General features: G+C 71.4%; 13 protein-coding genes. 2 read left to right on the top strand and 11 right to left on the bottom strand.

Annotation, left to right across the window (positions count from 1 at the left end; genetic code table 11):
• Nucleotides 1-212: 212 nt before the first annotated feature.
• Together fabI and fabG are read right to left on the bottom strand one after the other, a co-directional pair.
• Nucleotides 213-980 carry an enoyl-ACP reductase FabI gene (fabI, locus tag A6A25_RS05335; protein ID WP_073886648.1) on the bottom strand — a complete coding sequence of 256 codons (768 nt, stop codon included), beginning with the start codon at nucleotides 978-980 and terminating at the stop codon, nucleotides 213-215.
• A 39-nt stretch (nucleotides 981-1,019) separates the two neighbouring features.
• Nucleotides 1,020-1,724, bottom strand: coding sequence for a beta-ketoacyl-ACP reductase (fabG, locus tag A6A25_RS05340; protein ID WP_073886649.1), 705 nt, complete (start codon nucleotides 1,722-1,724; stop codon nucleotides 1,020-1,022).
• Nucleotides 1,725-1,816: 92 nt separating this feature from the next.
• On the opposite strand from fabG, the gene A6A25_RS05345 reads away from it, so the two are divergent.
• Nucleotides 1,817-4,456 (top strand): FAD-binding and (Fe-S)-binding domain-containing protein, encoded by a 2,640-nt coding sequence (locus A6A25_RS05345; RefSeq protein WP_073886650.1) that lies wholly within the window; start codon nucleotides 1,817-1,819, stop codon nucleotides 4,454-4,456.
• A gap of 10 nt (nucleotides 4,457-4,466) precedes the next feature.
• Here the strand turns inward: A6A25_RS05345 and A6A25_RS05350 are convergent, their stop codons facing one another.
• Nucleotides 4,467-4,823: an ester cyclase gene (locus A6A25_RS05350; protein WP_073886651.1), complete on the bottom strand. Its 357-nt coding sequence runs from the start codon at nucleotides 4,821-4,823 to the stop codon at nucleotides 4,467-4,469.
• A gap of 144 nt (nucleotides 4,824-4,967) precedes the next feature.
• Here A6A25_RS05350 and A6A25_RS05355 point away from each other — a divergent pair, with 144 nt between their 5' ends.
• Nucleotides 4,968-6,539 (top strand): alanine/glycine:cation symporter family protein, encoded by a 1,572-nt coding sequence (locus tag A6A25_RS05355; RefSeq protein ID WP_073886652.1) that lies wholly within the window; start codon nucleotides 4,968-4,970, stop codon nucleotides 6,537-6,539.
• A 52-nt stretch (nucleotides 6,540-6,591) separates the two neighbouring features.
• On the opposite strand, the gene cutA is transcribed toward A6A25_RS05355, so the two are convergent.
• The 8 genes from cutA to A6A25_RS05395 form a co-directional block, all read right to left on the bottom strand.
• A complete protein-coding gene (gene cutA / locus A6A25_RS05360) occupies nucleotides 6,592-6,918 on the bottom strand; it encodes a divalent-cation tolerance protein CutA (protein ID WP_073886653.1) in 327 nt (108 codons plus the stop codon).
• A complete protein-coding gene (locus A6A25_RS05365; protein WP_073886654.1) occupies nucleotides 6,915-8,873 on the bottom strand; it encodes a beta-galactosidase in 1,959 nt (652 codons plus the stop codon). The genes cutA and A6A25_RS05365 overlap by 4 nt, the downstream gene beginning before the upstream one ends.
• Nucleotides 8,870-9,814: a carbohydrate ABC transporter permease gene (locus A6A25_RS05370; protein WP_073886655.1), complete on the bottom strand. Its 945-nt coding sequence runs from the start codon at nucleotides 9,812-9,814 to the stop codon at nucleotides 8,870-8,872. The genes A6A25_RS05365 and A6A25_RS05370 overlap by 4 nt, the downstream gene beginning before the upstream one ends.
• Nucleotides 9,811-10,785 carry an ABC transporter permease gene (locus tag A6A25_RS05375; protein WP_073886656.1) on the bottom strand — a complete coding sequence of 325 codons (975 nt, stop codon included), beginning with the start codon at nucleotides 10,783-10,785 and terminating at the stop codon, nucleotides 9,811-9,813. Before A6A25_RS05375 ends, A6A25_RS05370 begins: the two co-directional genes overlap by 4 nt.
• Nucleotides 10,772-12,391: an extracellular solute-binding protein gene (locus A6A25_RS05380; RefSeq protein ID WP_073886657.1), complete on the bottom strand. Its 1,620-nt coding sequence runs from the start codon at nucleotides 12,389-12,391 to the stop codon at nucleotides 10,772-10,774. Before A6A25_RS05380 ends, A6A25_RS05375 begins: the two co-directional genes overlap by 14 nt.
• A gap of 25 nt (nucleotides 12,392-12,416) precedes the next feature.
• Nucleotides 12,417-14,378, bottom strand: coding sequence for a glycoside hydrolase family 31 protein (locus A6A25_RS05385; RefSeq protein WP_073886658.1), 1,962 nt, complete (start codon nucleotides 14,376-14,378; stop codon nucleotides 12,417-12,419).
• 72 nt (nucleotides 14,379-14,450) lie between these two features.
• Nucleotides 14,451-15,449, bottom strand: a complete 999-nt coding sequence (locus A6A25_RS05390) for a LacI family DNA-binding transcriptional regulator (protein ID WP_073886659.1) — start codon at nucleotides 15,447-15,449, stop codon at nucleotides 14,451-14,453.
• Between the two features lies 1 nt (nucleotide 15,450).
• The gene (locus A6A25_RS05395; RefSeq protein ID WP_198932577.1) at nucleotides 15,451-18,060 is read right to left on the bottom strand and encodes a beta-glucosidase family protein; all 2,610 of its coding nucleotides are present in this window, start codon (nucleotides 18,058-18,060) and stop codon (nucleotides 15,451-15,453) included.
• Between the last annotated feature and the right edge of the window lie 96 nt (nucleotides 18,061-18,156).

Genomic DNA, 18,156 nt, shown 5'->3' on the forward strand with positions numbered 1-18,156 from the left:
CAACCGGGGTCCACGCCACCAACCCCGAGGTTAAAGATCAAGCTTACGGGCACTCCAGGCAGGCCAAAGCCGGGCAGGCCTGGCGGGAAGAGCGCCCGCCAAGCCTGCCCGGCTTCGACCAGCCTAAAGCACCCGAACCCCATGTAAAATCGGCGCGAATCGGCTACCAAATGCAAAGGCGCGAGTCGCTTCCGAAGGGGCCTCGGTCCTGCCTAGAGGCCTAGGAAGTGGACGCCGCCGTCGACGAACACCATCGAGCCGGTGGTGGCGGGGAACCAGTCGGACAGCAGTCCGCACACCGACTTGGCGACCGGCTCGGGGTCGTCCACGTTCCAGCCCAGCGGGGCCTTCTCGCCCCACATGGCCTCCAGCTGCGCGAAGCCGGGGATGGACTTGGCGGCCATGGTGCGGACGGGGCCGGCGGAGACCAGGTTGACCCGGATGCCCTGCGGACCCAGGTCGCGGGCGAGGTAGCGGTTGATCGCCTCGAACGCGGCCTTCGCCGGGCCCATCCAGTTGTAGGCGGGCCAGGTCTGGCGGGCGTCGAAGTCGAGGCCGACCACCGACGAGCCCGGACCCATCAGCGGCAGGGTGGCCTTGACCAGTGCCTTGTAGGAGTAGGCAGAGACGTGCACGGCCGTGGACACGTCCTCCCACGGCGCGTCCATGAACGGCGCGCCCAGGCACGACGGCGGTGCGTAGCCGATCGCGTGCACCACGCCGTCCAGGCCGTCCACGTGCTCGCGCACCCGGTCGGCCAGCGTGTCCAGGTGCTCCTGGTTCTGCACGTCGAGCTCGACCACCGGCGCCGGCTGCGGCAGGCGCTTGGCGATCCGCTCAACGAGGCTCAGCCGGCCGAAGCCGGTGAGCACGACCTGGGCGCCCTGCTCCTGCGCGACCTTGGCCACGTGGAAGGCGATCGACGCGTCGGTGATCACGCCGGTGACCAGCAGCCGCTTGCCTTCGAGCAGTCCCGTCACTGAAACCCGTCCTCCGAGATGTTGTGCTTGGTGTTTGGCTCAGTGGCCCATGCCGAGGCCGCCGTCCACCGGCAGCACCGCGCCGGTGATGTAGGCGGCGGCGTCGGAGGCCAGGAACGTGACGGCGGCGGCGATCTCGTCGGTCGTGCCGTAGCGGCCCGACGGCACCTGGGCGAGGATCTGCTTCTTGCGGTCCTCGGGCAGCGCGTCGGTCATGTCCGTGGTGATGAACCCGGGTGCGACGACGTTCGCGGTGATGTTGCGGGTGCCGAGTTCGCGGGCGATCGACCGGGCCACGCCGACCAGGCCCGCCTTGCTGGCGGCGTAGTTGACCTGGCCCGCGCCGCCCAGGTGGCCGACGACGGACGAGATGAACACGATGCGGCCGTAGCGCTTGCGCAGCATGCCCTTTGACGCGCGCTGCGCGACCCGGAACGCGCCGGTCAGGTTGGCGTCGAGGACGCGGGAGAACTGGTCGTCGGTCATCCGCAGCAGCAGGGTGTCGTCGGTGATGCCCGCGTTGGCCACGACCACCTCGACCGGCCCGTGCGCGGCCTCGACCTCGGCGAACGCCGCGTCGACCTCGGCGGAACTGGTCACGTCGCACTTGACGCCGAGCAGGCCCTCGGGCGCGCCGGACCCGCGGTGCGTCACCGCGACCTTGTCGCCCTGCGCGGCGAACGCCCGCGCGATCGCCAGACCGATGCCCCGGTTGCCGCCGGTGACCAGAACGGACCTCGACACGCTTGCTCCCATCGCTGCTGGTTGATGCGGGCGAGGCTATCTCCTACCCCCAAGTACGCCACCACTGGCCGGTGGTGGATCACAATCGGCCGGTGACCGGTTTCGTCGAACGACTCAGGGCCGCGGTGGACGGCGACGTGCTCGCCGAGCCCGGCGACCGCGCGCTGTACTCCGTCGACGCGTCGAACTACCGCCACGTGCCCGAGGTCGTGGTGCGGCCCCGGTCGGTGGACGCGGTGGTGGCGGCGGTCGGGGTGGCGGTCGAGCACGGCGTGCCGATCACCAACCGGGGCGCGGGTACGTCGATCGCGGGCAACTCGGCCGGCGAAGGGCTGGTGATCGACTTCTCCCGGTACCTCGACCGGGTGATCTCGGTGGACCCGGTCGAGCGGGTCGCGGTGGTGCAGCCGGGGGTGGTGCTGGACCGGCTCAACGACGCCGCCCGGCCGCACGGGCTGGTGTTCGGGCCCGACCCGTCCACCCACTCCCGCTGCACGCTCGGCGGCATGATCGGCAACGACGCGTGCGGCGCGCACTCCGTCGCCTGGGGCAAGACCAGCGACAACGTGCACGCGCTCGACGTGCTGCTGGCCGACGGCCGACGGTTCGACACCCGCACTCCCCCGCCGCTGGACCTGCCCGAGGCGGACCCGTCGTGGTTCCCCGCGCTGGACCGGCGGGTGTCGGGCTACCGGCTGGACGCGCTGCCGGACCTGACCAGGGCGTTGGTCGGCTCGGAGGGCACGTGCGCGACGGTGCTCGGTGCGACCGTGCGGCTGGTGGAGGCGCCGCCGCGCCGGGTGCTGGCGGTGCTCGGCTTCGACGGCCCCTACGACGCCGCCGACCTGGCGCCGCACCTGCGCGAGTTGGACGTGCTCACGATCGAGGGCCTGAACCTCGAGCTGGTCCAGGCGGCGGGCGACTCGTGGCGGTTGCTGCCCCCTGGCCAGAGCTGGTTGTTCGTGGAGGCGGTGGAGGACTCGGTCGCGCACCAGGCCGCCGCGCTCGCACCGCACTCGCTGGTGGTGACCGACCCGGGACGACAGCGCGCGCTGTGGCGGGTGAGGGAGGACGGCGCGGGGCTGGCGACCCGGATGCCCGACGGCGGCGAGGCGTGGTCGGGGTGGGAGGACGCGGCCGTGCCGCCCGAGCGGCTGGGCGCCTACCTGCGGGAGTTCGACGCGTTGCTGGCCGGGCACGGCCGGCGTGGCATCACCTACGGGCACTACGGCGAGGGCTGCCTGCACGTCCGGATCGACTTCGACTTCCGGCGCGGGCACCGGTCGTTCCTCCAGGACGCGGCCGACCTGGTGGTGGCGCACGGCGGGTCCCTGTCGGGCGAGCACGGCGACGGGCAGGCGCGGTCGGAGCTGCTGCCGCGGATGTACCCGCCGGCCGCGATCGAGGCGTTCGGGCGGTTCAAGGCGGCGTTCGACCCGGACAACCGGATGAACCCCGGTCGGATCGTCGCGCCCCTCGAGCTGGACGCCGACCTGCGCGTGCTGGTCGCGCCGCCGGTGATCCCGACCCGGGCCGCGCTCGCGCTGCACGCCGACGGCGGTGACCTGGCGGCGGCGACGCGGCGGTGCGTGGGCGTGGGCAAGTGCCTGAACACGTCCGGCGGGGTGATGTGCCCGAGCTACCGGGTGACGAAGGAGGAGAAGCACTCCACGCGCGGCCGGGCGCGGCTGCTGTTCGAGATGCTGGGCGGGCAGGTGGTGCGCGGCGGGTGGCGGTCCGACGAGGTCCGGGAGGCGCTGGACCTGTGCCTGGGCTGCAAGGGGTGCAAGCGGGACTGCCCGGTGGACGTGGACATGGCCACCTACAAGGCGGAGTTCCTGCACCACCACTACCGGGGACGGGTGCGGCCGGCGGCGCACTACTCGATGGGGTGGCTGCCGCTGTGGCTGCGGCTGCGGCTGGTGAACGGGCTCACCGCGCGGTTCGGGGGGTTCGGCGGCGTGGCCCCGGAACGGCCGCTGCCGACGCCGGTGCGGTCGTTCCAGTCGCGGTTCACGCCGGCCGGTGGCGGTGATCGGGTGCTGCTGTTCCCGGACACGTTCACCAACCACTTCGAGCCGGGCATCGGGTTCGACGCGGCGGCGGTGCTCGGGCACGTCGGCCAGGGGGTGGAGGTGCCGAAGTCGGCGGTGTGCTGCGGGCTGACGTGGTTCTCCACCGGTCAGCTCGGCGTGGCGCGGCGGGTGGTCCGGCGGACGGTCCGGGTGCTGCGGCCGTGGACGCGGGACGGCGTGCCGGTGGTGGGGTTGGAGCCCAGCTGCACGGCGTTCCTGCGGTCCGACGCGCTGGAGGTCGCGGGCGACGACCCGGACGTGGTGCGGCTGGCCGAGTCGGTGCGCACGTTCGCCGAGCACGTGTCGCCGCTGGTCGAGCCGGTGGCGGGCGGTGGGCGGGCGGTCGTGCAGCCGCACTGCCACCAGTACGCGGAGATCGGCCTGGACGCCGACCGGGAGCTGCTGGCCAAGACCGGGGTGGACGCGTCGGTGCTGGAGGGGTGCTGCGGGCTGGCGGGCAACTTCGGGTTCGAGCGCGGGCACTACGAGGTGTCGATGGCGGTCGGCGAGCAGACCCTGTTCCCGGCCGTGCGGTCGGCGGAGGGCGACACGGCGGTCGTGGCGGACGGCTTCAGCTGCCGCACGCAGGTCCGCCACGGCACGGCCGCCGAACCCGTGCACACCGCCACCCTGCTCCGGCGGCGACTGGGCCTGTGAGGGCCGCCGGTCAGCCGCCGGTCCAGGTCGCGACCCAGTACTCGGCGAACCGGCCGTCCCGGACCCGCAGGATGTCGTGGCCGATGAAGGTCATCAGCCCCTCGGGCGTGCGACCGCGCCCCGTCCAGCGCGCCGCCAGGAGGTCGCCGTCCACGACGGGCCCGACGTCGAGCCGGAACGACAGGTCGGTGAACATCGCGTGGGTCTGGCCGACGACGTCGGCGAGTTCGACGGGTCCGGTGACCTCGCGGTCCGGCCAGTGCCCGACGAAGTCGTCGGTGACCAGGCGCGCGGCCACGTCGGGGCGGCCGTTCCACAGCTCGTCGAGCCAACGCCGGTACAGGTCGTGGGCCGGTGTCGGGACCATGCCCGAAGGGTGGCCCGGCGCCGGCCCGCGAAACCACCCGGCGTCGGGCGGGTGCCGCCGCAGGCGTCCCGGAGGTGAACCGAACCTAAAGAGATGCTCAAGTCCACTTCTGTCGGCTCACCGAATGCGGTCCACTACGCGCCCATGACCACAAGTCCACCCTTGCCACCACCACCGACCGTCCTCGCCGCCGAGGGCGGCGCCCTGTCCTCGGTGGAAGAGGCGATCAACAAGGCCTTCACCCCGATCTCGGAGGCCGTCTCCGGTTTCATCTTCGCCGAGGTCACGGTCTTCGGCGTGACGTTCCCGTGGATCGTCGGCTGGCTGGTGCTGGCCGCGGCGATCTTCACCGCGTACTTCGGCGTCATCCAGCTCCGCGGTTTCGGCACGGCGCTGCGGATCGTGCGCGGCAAGCACAGCAAGCCGGACGACCCCGGTGAGATCAGCCACTTCCAGGCGCTCAGCTCCGCCGTGTCGGGCACCGTCGGCCTGGGCAACATCGCCGGTGTCGGCGTCGCGGTGACCATCGGCGGCGCGGGCGCGACGTTCTGGATGATCGTGTGCGGCCTGCTCGGGATGTGCACGAAGTTCGTCGAGTGCACGTTGGGCGTGAAGTACCGGGACGTGCACGCGGACGGCTCGGTGTCCGGCGGTCCCATGCACTACCTGCGCAAGGGCCTGGCCGAGCGGTTCCCCAACCCGGCCGGGCGCGGCGTCGGCCGGGTGCTCGCCGTCGGCGCGGCGATCATGATCCTGTTCTTCGGGATCGCGGGCGGCAACATGTTCCAGGCGAACCAGACGTTCGCGCAGCTGAGGTCGGTGACCGGCGGTTCGGACGGCTTCCTGGGCGGCGACGGCGCGGCGCTCGTCTTCGGCATCGTCCTGGCGCTGGTGGTCGGCGCGGTCATCATCGGCGGCATCAAGTCGATCGGCCGGGTCACCGGCAAGCTGGTGCCCGCGATGGCGATCCTCTACGTCTCGGCGTGCCTCGTCGTGATCCTGCTGAACATCACCACGATCCCGGACGCGATCGGGCAGATCGTCTCCGGTGCGTTCAGCGCCGACAGCGTCGCGGGAGGCGCTGTCGGCGCGTTGATCGTCGGGTTCCAGCGGGCCGCGTTCTCCAACGAGGCCGGCCTGGGCTCGGCGTCCATCGCGCACTCGGCGGTGAAGACCCGCCGCCCGGTCACCGAGGGTTACGTGGCGTTGCTCGAACCGTTCATCGACACCGTGGTCATCTGCACGATGACCGCCTTGACCATCGTCGTGGCGCAGACCCAGTTCTGGAAGGACGCCCAGGCCACCGTCGCCGCGGGCGGTCCGCGCCCGGACGGCGTCACGGTCACGTCGGAGTCCTTCGGCACCGTGCTGCCGTGGTTCCCGTACGTGCTGACGGTGGCCGTCGTCCTGTTCGCCGTGTCCACGATCATCACGTGGAGCTACTACGGCGAGAAGGCGTGGGTCTACCTGTTCGGCAAGAGCAAGGGCAGCGAGACCGCCTACCGGGTGCTGTTCTGCGCGTTCACCGTGGTCGGGTCGGTGCTCACGCTGGGCAGCGTGCTGGACTTCGCCGACGCGGTGCTGTTCACGCTGGCCCTGTTCAACATCATCGGCCTGTACCTGCTGGCGCCGGTGGTCAAGCGGGAGCTGAAGGCGTTCCGCGCGTCGCTGGCGCAGGACCGCGCCGAGGAACGCGCCCGGACCACGTCCGAGTGACCGCGCGGGTGGCGGTCCGCTGGGGCGCGGACCGCCACCCGCCGGGCACCGCTCACGCGGGCCGGGTCTCGTCGGTCAGCCAGGCCAGGTAGTCGGGGTTGCCGCCGAGCACCGGCAGGGCCAGCACCTCGGGCACGTCGTAGGTGTGCCGCGCCTTGACGAACTCGGTCAGCTCGTCCACCCGGTCGTAGGCGGTCTTGATCCACAGTTGCCACTCGCGGTCGTCGTGCACCTCGCCGTCCCACCGGTAGACGCTCCGGATCGGGCTGCTGATCTGCACGCACGCGGCCAGCCGCGCCTCCACGATCGCCTTCGCCAGGGTGCCCGCCGCGTCCTCGCTGTCGGTGGTGGTGATGACCACGACGTGGTTGTCGCTCATCCACCGGAGGGTAGCGGCGGCGCCAGGGCCGCGACGCCGTACTTCCCCAGCGTCACGCAGTCGGTGACGGTCGCACCGGTGAGCAGGTCGACGTGCGCGCCCGGCACGTCCAGCCGCACGTCGGCGACGCCGTGGTTGACGAGGAACAGCACGTCGCCCCGGCGCACCGCCTCCACCCCGCGCGGCGGGTCGAGCACGGGTTCGACCCCGGCCTCCGCCACCACCCGCGCGAGCAGTCGCCTCATCGCCCCGGCGGACGGCCGGGTGCCCACGTACCAGGCCGTACCGGAGCCGTAGGAGTTGCGCAGCACCACGGGCACGCCGTCGACCAGCGACGCGACGACCTCCGCTCCCTCGGCCCGCAGGTCGTCGTACCAGAAGTCGGCGGTGAACCCGCCCAACGACTCGGAGGTGCACGTCAGCACCTCGTCCGGCGCGAGCGGCACCATCTCCTCGATGCGCAGCCCCAGCACTTCCCGGAACGGCGCGGGGTAGCCGCCGAGGTGCACCCGGTCGTGCTCGTCCACGACGCCGGAGAAGAAACCCATCACCAGCGTGCCGCCACCGGCCACGAAGGACACCAACGGCTGCGCGTCCCGCACCAGGTACAGGTTCGGCACCACCACCAGCCGGTACGCCGACAGGTCGGCGGACGGGTGCGCGAAGTCCACCGTCACGCCGAGGTCGAACAGCGGCTCGTAGAAGTCGCGCAGCCGGGTGAGCAGGTCGAAGTCGCCCGACGGGTGCCCGTCCAGCTGCGCGGCCCACCAGCTCTCCCAGTCCAGCACCACGGCCACCGACGCGGTCACCGACGTGCCCGCCACCGGCGCCAGCGCCCGCAGGTCCGCGCCGAGGGCGACGACCTCGCGGAACACCCGGCTGTCCGGACCGGCGTGCGGCAGCATCCCCGAGTGGAACTTCTCCGCGCCACCGCGCGAGGCACGCCACTGGAAGAAGCACACCGCGTCCGCGCCGCGGGCCACCGCCTGCACGGACTGCGCCCGCAACTGGCCCGCGGGCTTCGGCGGGTTGCGCCGGCGCCAGTTCACCGCGCTCGCCGCCTGCTCCATCAGCACCCACGGCCCGCCAGCCAGCGACCGCATCAGGTCGAAGCTCAACGCGCTCATCACGTGCCCGTTCGGGTCGAACGGGTCGGCGTACCAGTCGTGCGACACGACGTCCTCGTGCCGGGCCAGCTCCCAGTAGTCCATCGGCGCCTGCAGGCCGATGAAGTTCGTGGTCACCGGCACGTCCGGGGTGAACCGCCGCAGCACGTCCCGTTCGGCCAGGAAGCACGCCAGCAACGCGTCCGAGCAGAACCGGGCGAAGTCCAGCCGCTGGCCCGGGTTGATCAGGTACGGCGCCCGGCGCGGCGGGATCACCTCGTCCCACTCGCCGTAGCGCTGGCTCCAGAACGTGGTGTGCCAGGCGGTGTTCAGCTCGTCCAGCGAGCCGTACCGGTCCCGCAGCCACGACCGGAAGTGCCCGGCCGTCACGTCGCAGTGGCACACCTGGCCCAGCTCGTTGCCCACGTGCCACAACTTCAGCGCCGGGTGGTCGGCGTACCGCCGCGCCAACGCCTCCACCAGCGCCAACGCATGCTCCCGGTACACCGGGGAGGACGGGCAGAACTGGTTGCGCGAGCCGTAGCCGAGCCGGTGCCCGTCGAAGTCCACCGGCAGCGTCTCCGGGTGCCGGTACCCGAGCCACGGCGGCGGCGAGGCGGTCGGCGTGGCCAGGAAGACGTCGATCCCGCCCGCGTGCAGCAGGTCGAGCACCCGGTCCAGCCAGCCGAAGTCCCGCTCACCCGGCCGCGGCTCGATGCGGGCCCACGAGAACACGCCGACCGTCACGGTGTTCACGCCCGCCCGGCGCATCAGCTCGACGTCCTGCGCCCACACCTCCTCGGGCCACTGCTCGGGGTTGTAGTCGCCGCCGTAGCGCAGGCCCGTCATCCCTTGATCGCCCCCACGATCACTCCCTTGGTGAAGTGCTTCTGCACGAACGGGTACACCACGAGCACCGGGACCAGCGCGAGCACGATCACCGCCATCTTGATCGCCAGCGTGGCCACCACACCGCCCGTGCCGGTCAGCGTGGAGTCGACCGCGCTCGCGCCCGGGATCGACTGGCCCTGCAGCACGTACGTGCGCAGCACCAGCTGCAACGGCCACTTGTCGTTGGAGTTGAGGTACAGGAAGGCGTTGAAGAACGCGTTCCAGTAGCCCACCCCGTAGAACAGGGCGATGACCGCCGTGACGCCCTTGGACAGCGGCAGCACGATCCGGGTCAGCACGCCGAACTCGCTCGCGCCGTCGATGCGCGCGCTGTCGATGACCTCCTGCGGCAGGTTCATGAAGAACGACCGCAGCACCACCAGGTTGAACGCGGCCACCGCGCCCGGCAGGACCAGCGCCGCGTAGGTGTCCAGCAGCCCCAGCGAGTTGACCAGCAGGTAGGTCGGGATCAGGCCCGGCCCGAACAGGAACGTCAGCAGCACCATGAACAGCAGCGGCCGGTGCAGGAACGACCCGGGACGCGACAGCCCGTAGGCGGCCAGCAGCGTCACCACCGTGCTGAACAGCGTGCCGATGACCGTGACACCGGTGCTGACCAGCACCGACCTGGTCACCACGCTGCCGGAGAGCAGTTCGGCGTACGCGCCGAGGCTGAACCCGTCCGGCACGATCACCAGGCCGCCCGCCCTGGTGATGGCCTCGGCCGGCGAGAAGCTGGTGACCACCACCACCCACAGCGGGAACAGCACGGCGAGCAGCACCAACCCGATCAGCACGCCCTTGGCGGTCTGGCCGATCCGGGTGGGCGGCTCGTCCCACACCGGTCGCCCGCCCCGGCGCCGCGGGTCGCGGCGGGTGGAACCGACTGCCGTCGTCATCGCGAGTACACCCCCTGCTCGCCCACCATGTGCGCCACCCGGTTCGCCGCCAGCACCAGCAGCAACCCGATCACGCCCTTGATCAGGCCCGCCGCGGCGGCGTAGGAGAAGTCGGCGTTGACCACGCCGGTGTAGTACACGTAGGTGTCCAGCACCTCCGCGGCTTTCTGGCCGACCGCCTCGCGTTGCAGCAGGAACTGCTCGAAGCCGACGGTCAGCGCCTCGCCGAGGCGCAGGATGAGCAGCAGCACGATCACCGGGACCAGCGCGGGCAGCGTCACGTGCCACATCCGCCGCCACCGGCCCGCGCCGTCCACCGCCGCGGCCTCGTACAGCGAGGTGTCGATGGTGGCCAGGGCCGCCAGGAACACGATCGCGCCCCAGCCCGCGTCCTTCCACACCGACTGCGACGTCACCAGGGCGATGAACAGGTCCGGATTGGTCATCACGTCGAACGTCGCCACGCCGTTGGCGCGCAGCACCTGGTTGAGCACGCCCGCGCCGCCCAGCATCTGCTGGAACAGCGTGATCACCAGCACCCACGAGAAGAAGTGCGGCAGGTAGACCACGCTCTGCACGAACATCCGCAGCCGCGGGCTCATCAGGCTGTGCACCAGCAGCGCCAGCCCGATCGGTACCGGGAAGTAGAACACCAGCTGGAACGCGGTGATGACCAGCGTGTTGGCGGTGGCGGACCAGAACTCCGGGTCCTCCATGATCCGGGCGAAGTTCGACACGCCCACCCACGGGCTGTAGACCATGCCCACGAACGGCGAGTAGTCCTGGAACGCCACCACGTTGCCCAGCAGCGGCACGTAGTGGAACACGGTGAGCAGCCCGATGGCGGGCGCCACCATGACCAGCAGCACCCAGTCCCGCTTCAGCCTGCGCCGCCACCCCGCACGCCGGCCGGCGGCTGCCGGCGTGCGGGGCTGGACGGACGGCCGTTCCAACAGGTCAGCGCCCGGCATCGGAGAGGGCCTTGTCGTAGAACTCGCGCAGCTTGTCGCCGCCCGCCTTGCGCCACTCCTCGGCGAGCTGGTCCACCTCGGACAGCGGACGGCGCCCGCGCAGGAAGTCGCCCGTGCGGTCCTCGAACTCCTTGGGCAGCTTGGTGTACTCCGCGGGCTCCTCGATGCGCAGGCCGAACGTGGGCGGGCGCACCTGGTGCTGGTAGGCGTCGGCGAACCAGGCGTGCTTGGCCTTGACGAAGTCCGGGTACTGGGCGTCGATGATGGCCTCCGGCGCCCGGGACATGAACCCGTAGGTGAGGGTGACCTCCTTGCGGCCCAGCTCGTTCAGGCCGGGTGCGCCACTGGCGTCGCGGACGCTGTGCTTGCCCTCGACGCCGTAGTTGACCAGGTAGTGCTCGGTGGTGCCCACCGGGGCGGCGACGAAGTTCGTGAGCCGCAGCAGCTCCCTGATCCGGTCGGCCGAGAGGTCCTTGCGGAACAGGGTGACCATCGCCGTCGGCGCGGAGACGATGTACCGGGGCTTGCCGCCGTCGTGCGCGAACAGCGGCATGGCCTCCAGGCCGAACGACGGGTTGGTCGGCCGCTGCCGCCGCATCGCCTCGCCCCAGAAGCCCATGCCGGCCAGGTGGATGAGCATCTGGCCGCCCTCGAACAGCTCGTTGATGCCGGTGTTGCCGCCCGCCACGATGTTGGGGTGCACGAAACCCGCCTCGAACAGCGAGCGGGTGAACTTGACGGCTTCCTTGTAGGCCTCGGTCTCGATCTTGTTCACGACCTTGCCCGACGAGTCGCGGCTCCAGTCGCCCGGGTCGCCGAAGACCCGGACCATCGACCGGAACACGTCACCGAGCGCCCACCGGTTGGCGCCCGGGTCGTTGATCTTCTTGCACAACTGGAAGAACTCGTCGACGTTCTTGGGCGCCTGCCCGCCGAGCTGCTCGATGATGTCGCGCCGGTACATGATCGTCTCGGGGAACATCTCGCCCTGGAACGGCACGCCGTAGAGCCGGCCGCCGTAGACGCACGCGTGCCACGACTCGGACGGGATGTTGGCCAGCAGCGGGTAGTCCTTGACGTTGTCGCCGCTGAGGAGGTCGGTCAGGTCCGCGAACACCTGGCCCACGCCCTCGCTGAACCGCGGCGGGATGGTGAAGGTCGGCATCACGGTGATCTCGGGCACCTGCTTGGCCGCCACCATGGCGCCGAGCTTGGCCTGGTAGTCCGCGCCCTGCACCTGCTCGAACTTGACCGTGCCGCCGATGCGCTGGTTGACCGCCTCCCAGTAGGAGTTCTCACCCAGACCGGGTGGCAGCGGCCAGAACGCGGGCGTCATCGCGGTGACCTCACCGCCGTTGAGAACCTTGTCCTTCACGGCGTCGACCAGGTTCGCGGGGAACTTCAGGTAGCCGGCCAGTGAGCCGTTCACGCCGGGGAGGTCCGGCTTGGCGTACTCCACCGGGACGTAGGACGGCAGCACCTTGGCCAGCGCGTCCTCGCCCAGCGCGGAGCCGGTGTGCTGCGCGGCCGGACCGCCGCAACCCACCAGCAGGGTGCCGCCGGCCGCCGCCGTGAAGGTCAGGAAGCCTCTGCGGTTGAGAATCATCGGAAGAACGCCCCTTTGTGTCGGATCAGGGAAGTTGTGCGCCTTCGCGCACGAAGAGGGGGATGCGGTCGAGCGGTGCGTCGACCGTGAGCGTCTGGCCGCCCTCGTGGAGCACGCCGGTCGCGCGGTCGGTCCACCGCGCGCCCGCCGGGAGGAGCACCTCGCGTGATCGCCGACCGAGCCGGTAGACCGGGGCGACGAGGAGGTCCGGGCCGAACAGGTACTGGTCGTCCACCGCCCACGCGGCCTCGTCGTCCGGGAAGTCCACGAACAACGGGCGCATGGGCGGCAGACCGGTTTCGGAGGCCACCCGCATCTGCGCCACCACGTACGGCCGCAGCGATTCGCGCAGCCGCAGGGCGGCGGTGATGTGCCCGTACGCTTCCTCGCCGTAGGACCACACCTCGTTGGGGCCCCCGGTCATGGCCGGGCTGAACGGCGTCGCCGGTTCGCGGTAGCCGTGCAGGCGGAACAACGGGCACAGCGCGCCGTACTGGAACCAGCGCACGACCAGCTCGCGGTACTCGGGCGAGTCCGGGTCGCCGCCGTGGAAGCCGCCGATGTCGGTGGTCCACCACGGGATGCCGGACAGCGCCACGTTCAACCCGGCCCGGATCTGCGCGGACAGGGACTCGAAGGTCGCCGGGATGTCACCGGACCACAGCGCCGCGCCGTAGCGCTGGCTGCCCGCCCACGCCGAGCGGTTCAGCGTGATGATCTCGGTCTCGCCCTGCGCCCGCATGCCGTCGTGGAACGCCTTGGCGTTGTGCAGCGGGTAGGCGTTGAGGACTTCCTGGCCGGGTCCGGCGTGGGTGCGCAGGTTCGCCGGCGTGCCGGGCTTGAGCTCCGGCTCGCACGCGTCCAGCCACCACACCCGCACGCCGTGGTCGTAGTAGTTGCGCTTGACCTGGTCCCAGACGAACGCGCGGGCCTCCGGGTCGAACGGGTCGTAGAACGACACGCCGACCACGTCTGCCACGCCCTTGTCCGGCCAGTCCGCGTGCACCGGCGGACCTGCCTCGGACGCCAGCAGCAGGCCCCGGTCGGTCATCTCCCGGTACAGCGGCGACAGCGGGCTGACCGACGGCCACACCGAGACCATGAGCTTGACGCCCATCCCGTCCAACTCGCGCACGGCCGCCGCCGGGTCCGGCCACTCGGCCGGGTCGAATCGCCACTCGCCGAGGTGGGTCCAGTGGAAGAAGTCCACCACGATCACCGACAGCGGCAGGCCGCGGTCGCGGTGCTCGCGGGCCACCGCCAGCAACTCCTCCTGCGAGCGGTAGCGCAGCTTGCTCTGCCAGAAACCGGCCGCCCACTCCGGGAACGGCGGCGCGTGGCCGGTCACGTCCGCGTACTTGCGCAGCACGTCGGCGGGCGCGCCCGCGGTGAACCAGTAGTCGACCTGACGTGCGCTGTCGGACACCCAACGCGTCCCGGTGACGCCCAGCTCCACCCGTCCGACGGCGGGTGAGTTCCACAGCAGCCCGTAGCCGCGGCTGGAGACCAGGAACGGGATGGTGACCTCGGAGTTGCGCTGCACCAGCTCGACCACCGCGCCCTTCTGGTCGAGCAGGCCGTGCTGGTGCTGCCCGAGGCCGAAGAGGCGTTCGCCGTCGTAGGCGCGGAAGTTCTGCGCGATCCGGTGGTAGCCGTTGCCGGTGGCGGTGAACTGCCGCGCGCCCGGCCACCAGAAGTGGATCCGCTCCTCGGCCAGCAGCTCGGACCCCGTGTCCGCGCGGGCGAACCGCAGCAGCCCGTCGCCCAGCTCCACCCGCAGCGTGCCGTTGACCAGCACGGCGTGGTCCGCGCCGACCTCGACGTCGACCTCGGCGTCGGGCCGGTGTTCCAGCGCGCCGGGCACGTCATCGCGGACACCGTGCAGACCGACCCGCACCCGGACCGCGTCCGGGCCCCACGCCTCGACGCGCACCACCTGGTGGCCGTCGCGCCAGTCGAAGCCGCCGGTGATCTCACGCGTACCCATCGGTGTCCCTCCGTGGTGAGTCGAAGCGCTTCGAAACCGGGCGCGGGCTCGCGCCGGACGGCAGAGCGGTGGTCAGCGGGTCGTGCTCGCCCTCTCGGTGAGCCGTGGCGGCAACAGCGTGAGCGGAGGTGTCGGGGTCCGGTCGAGCTTGGCCATCAGCAGCGCCACCGCGTGGTGGCCCAGTTGCTCGGCGGGCACGGCCACCGAGGTCAGCGGGGGCATCAGCCGCTCGGCCTGGTCGTCCGGGCAGATCGCGATCACCGCGACGTCGTCGGGCACCTTGCGGCCCAGCGACCGCAGCACCTCGACCACGGACGGCAGCGCGGCCTCGTTGTGCACCACCAGGCCCGTCACCGCGGGGTGGCGTTCGAGCAGGCCGGTGATGGCGACCCGGACCGACTCGTGGTCGGTCTCGGTGGGCAGCGTGGTCGACGAGACGCCGCGCCGCATCGCCGCCGCGCTGAACCCCGCCATGGTGCGGTGCGCGAAACCGGTGTCGCGCTGGTAGACCGCGCGCGGCGCGCCGACCAGTGCCACGTAGGTGTGCCCGAGGTCTGCCAGGTGGTCGACGCACCGCGAGCCCGCCTCGGCGAAGTCCAGGTCGACGCACGTCAGCCCGGCCGCGTCGGCGGGGAAGCCGATGAGCACCGAGGGCCGGTCCAGGTCCCGCAGCACGGGTACGCGCTCGTCGTGCATCTCCACGTCCATCACGAGCAGCCCGTCGACCTGGGCGCTGCCCGCCACCCGGCGCAGCCCCGCCGCACCCTGGTCGGCGGTCACCAGCAGCACGTCGTGGTCGTGCCGGCGGGCCGCGTTGGCGACCGCGACGACGAACTGCATCAGCACCGGCATGTGCATGCCCTCGCGCATCGGCAGGACGAGCGCGAGCACGTTGGCGCGGTTGCTGGCCAGCGACCTGGCGCCCGCGTGCGGGTGGTAGCCCAGGGCCCGCACGCTCGCCTCGACCCTCGCCTTGGTGGCCGAGGAGATCGAGCGGCGGCCGGTGAGCACGTACGACACCGTGCTCGGCGCGACACCCGCGTGCCGCGCGACGTCGGCGATGGTGACCACGTCAGCGCACCTCCCGCACCCGCACGCCCGCCGCTTCCGCGGTGAGCACCAGCGACGTGCCGTCGACCGAGATCCGCGTGCCCGGTGGGGCGGACCGCGGCCCCGGCATCACGTCGTCGAACGAGATCCACGCACCCTCGTGGGTGAACACGACCTCGTCGTCCACCAGCCGCACGCCGTCGCAGTCGTCGAAGTCCAGGGCGGGCAGGACGCCCACGCGCGGCGCGATGGTCTCCCCCGCCACGTCCACCACCAGCCGCGACCGGACGTCCCGGGACGACGCGCCGACCAGCAGCTCGTACCGCCCGGCCTCGACCACCCGGCGCCCCGTGGTGACGTCCCAGTGCCAGAGCTGGTCGGCGCGCAGCTCGACCACCGCCGTCTCACCCGGTGCGAGGTGGACCCGGTGGAACGACTGGAGCTTGCGCACCGGCTGGCGCACCCGCGAGTCCAGCGCCGAGGAGTACAGCTGCACGACCTCCGCGCCCGCGACGTCACCGGTGTTGGTCACCGACACGGTGGCGACGCCGTCGACCCACGTGAGGTCGGAGTACTCGAACGTGGTGTAGGACAGGCCGTGGCCGAACGGGAACAGCGGCTCGCCGGTGAAGTACAGGTACGTGCCGCCCGCGCGGATGATGTCGTAGTCGAAGATGTCCGGCAGGTCGTCGTCGGAGCGGTACCAGGTCTGGGTCAGCTTGCCCGACGGGGAGAACACGCCGAACAACGCCTCCGCCACCGCCCGGCCCTGCTCTTGACCGCCGTGCGCGGTCCACACGATGCCCGGCAGGTGCTCTTCCTCGCCGTCCAGCGCGTACGGGTAGCTGCTCACGAGCACCAGCACCGTGTTCGGGTTGGCCTCGCGGACCGCGCGCACCAGGTCCAGCGACGGCAGGCGCAGCGTGGTGCGGTCCTGGGTCTCGCGGCCGTTGATGTGCGGGTCGTTGCCCAGCACCAGCACGACGGTGTCGGCCTGGGCAGCCGTTTCGACTGCCGCCGCGATACCGTCCACCACCCGTTCGATCTCGAACGCGGTGCTTTCCAAGCTGATGGTCCCCTGGACTGTAGCCGGATTGTCGGCTCCGCCGACGGTGTTTCGCAGCACCACACCCGCGTCGGTGAGCCGGGGCTCGAACAGCTCGCGCACGTCCCAGCCGCCCGGTGCGGCGGCGGTGGCGACCAGCGAACCGTCCTCGGCCACGCCGAGGTAGCGGCGCGAGCCCACGTCGCGCAGCGTCCACACCCCGTCGCCCCAGTCGAAGCGGTCGAACAGCGCCCGCTCCCCCAAGCCGACGACACCGCCGCGCACACCCAGGTAACGGCCATCCGCCGTGCGCAGCGCGATCCGGTCGACGCCCTCGACACAGGTGACGGAGGCGAACTCCTCCAGTCCTCTTCGGACGGTCACCTGGTACGGCAGGGTGCCGCTGTACCAGTCCTCGAACAGCGTGTCCGCGTGCGTCCCGATGACGGCGAGCTTCGTGCCGCGGGCCAGTGGCAGCGCGGAGGAGTTGCGCAGCAGCACGACCGCCTGCCGTGCGGCTTCCAGCGCCAGCTCGCCGTGCGTGCCGATCACGTCGGACGTGATGGCGGCGAACGGGTTGTCGTCCACCGGGTCGAACTCGCCGAGCCGGAACCGCAGCGCGAGCACGTTGCCGACCGCCCGGTCCACCTCCGACCGGTCCAGCAGGCCGTCCTTGATCGCCGTGGTGACGCTCTCGATCATCAACGTCGGGTCGGCGTCCTGGTCGGTGAAGCTGTCCAGTCCCGCGTTCAGCAACGCCGCGTGTCCCTCGGGCTGGGTCGCCAGGTACGCCTGCAACCCGGCCACGTTCGACGGCGCGTAGGCGTCGCTGACGATCGCGAGCCCGTCCGGCGCCCACCTCCGCAACTCCTGCCCGATCAACGGGCTCAGGTGCGCCGGACGACCGTTGACCAGGTTGTAGGACGGCATCACGGCCACCGCCGCGCCCGCCTCGATCGGACCCCGGTAGCACGGCAGCTCGTACTCGTGCAGCACCCGCGGCCGCAGGTCGGACGACGTGACGCAGCGGTCGTCCTCGTTGTTGTAGCCCAGGAAGTGCTTCAACGTCGGTGCCGTCCGCAGGTAGCGCGGGTGATCGCCGCGCAAGCCCGTCGCGTACGCCGTGCCCATCGCCGCGGTCAACGTCGGGTCCTCGGAGTAGCCCTCCTCGTTGCGCCCCCAACGCGGGTCGCGCAACGGGTTCACCACCGGCGCCCACACGTTCAGGCCGTGCGCGACCGGGTCGCGGTGGTGGAAACCCCGTGCTTCCACGCCGACGGCCTCGCCGACCCGCCGCACGAGGTCGAGGTCCCACGACGACGCCAGCCCGACGGCTTGCGGGAACACGGTGGCCGGCCCCAGCCACGCGACGCCGTGCAGCGCCTCCATCCCGGTGTGGAACGCCGCCAACCCCAGTCTCGGCACGGCGGGCTGGTGCTGGTGCAGCAGCGCCACCTTCTCCTCGTCGGTCAGCCGGCCGAGCAGGTCGGTCACCCTGTCCTCGACCGGCAGACCCGGATCGCGGAACGGCAGCGGGTCCACGGCACACCTCTCGCGGTCGTCGAATTGTTCGAAGGTGCAGCTCACTGAATCGAATCGTTTCGATCGCTGCGACAACAACGCCGACCGGAGTCAGCGGGGCGGGGTGCCAGAAATGTGGCACAGCTCTCTCACCGGAGTCAA

This window comes from Saccharothrix sp. CB00851 (assembly GCF_001905065.1).
Taxonomy (GTDB): domain Bacteria; phylum Actinomycetota; class Actinomycetes; order Mycobacteriales; family Pseudonocardiaceae; genus Actinosynnema.

What these genes read in the sequence shown, in the direction of transcription:
- A6A25_RS05380 (WP_073886657.1), bottom strand. Translation starts at nt 12,391, where the DNA reads ATGATTCTCAACCGCAGAGGCTTCCTGACCTTCACGGCGGCGGCCGGC.
- A6A25_RS05385 (WP_073886658.1), bottom strand. Translation starts at nt 14,378, where the DNA reads ATGGGTACGCGTGAGATCACCGGCGGCTTCGACTGGCGCGACGGCCAC.
- A6A25_RS05370 (WP_073886655.1), bottom strand. Translation starts at nt 9,814, where the DNA reads ATGACGACGGCAGTCGGTTCCACCCGCCGCGACCCGCGGCGCCGGGGC.
- A6A25_RS05375 (WP_073886656.1), bottom strand. Translation starts at nt 10,785, where the DNA reads ATGCCGGGCGCTGACCTGTTGGAACGGCCGTCCGTCCAGCCCCGCACG.
- A6A25_RS05365 (WP_073886654.1), bottom strand. Translation starts at nt 8,873, where the DNA reads ATGACGGGCCTGCGCTACGGCGGCGACTACAACCCCGAGCAGTGGCCC.
- A6A25_RS05355 (WP_073886652.1), top strand. Translation starts at nt 4,968, where the DNA reads ATGACCACAAGTCCACCCTTGCCACCACCACCGACCGTCCTCGCCGCC.
- A6A25_RS05350 (WP_073886651.1), bottom strand. Translation starts at nt 4,823, where the DNA reads ATGGTCCCGACACCGGCCCACGACCTGTACCGGCGTTGGCTCGACGAG.
- cutA (WP_073886653.1), bottom strand. Translation starts at nt 6,918, where the DNA reads ATGAGCGACAACCACGTCGTGGTCATCACCACCACCGACAGCGAGGAC.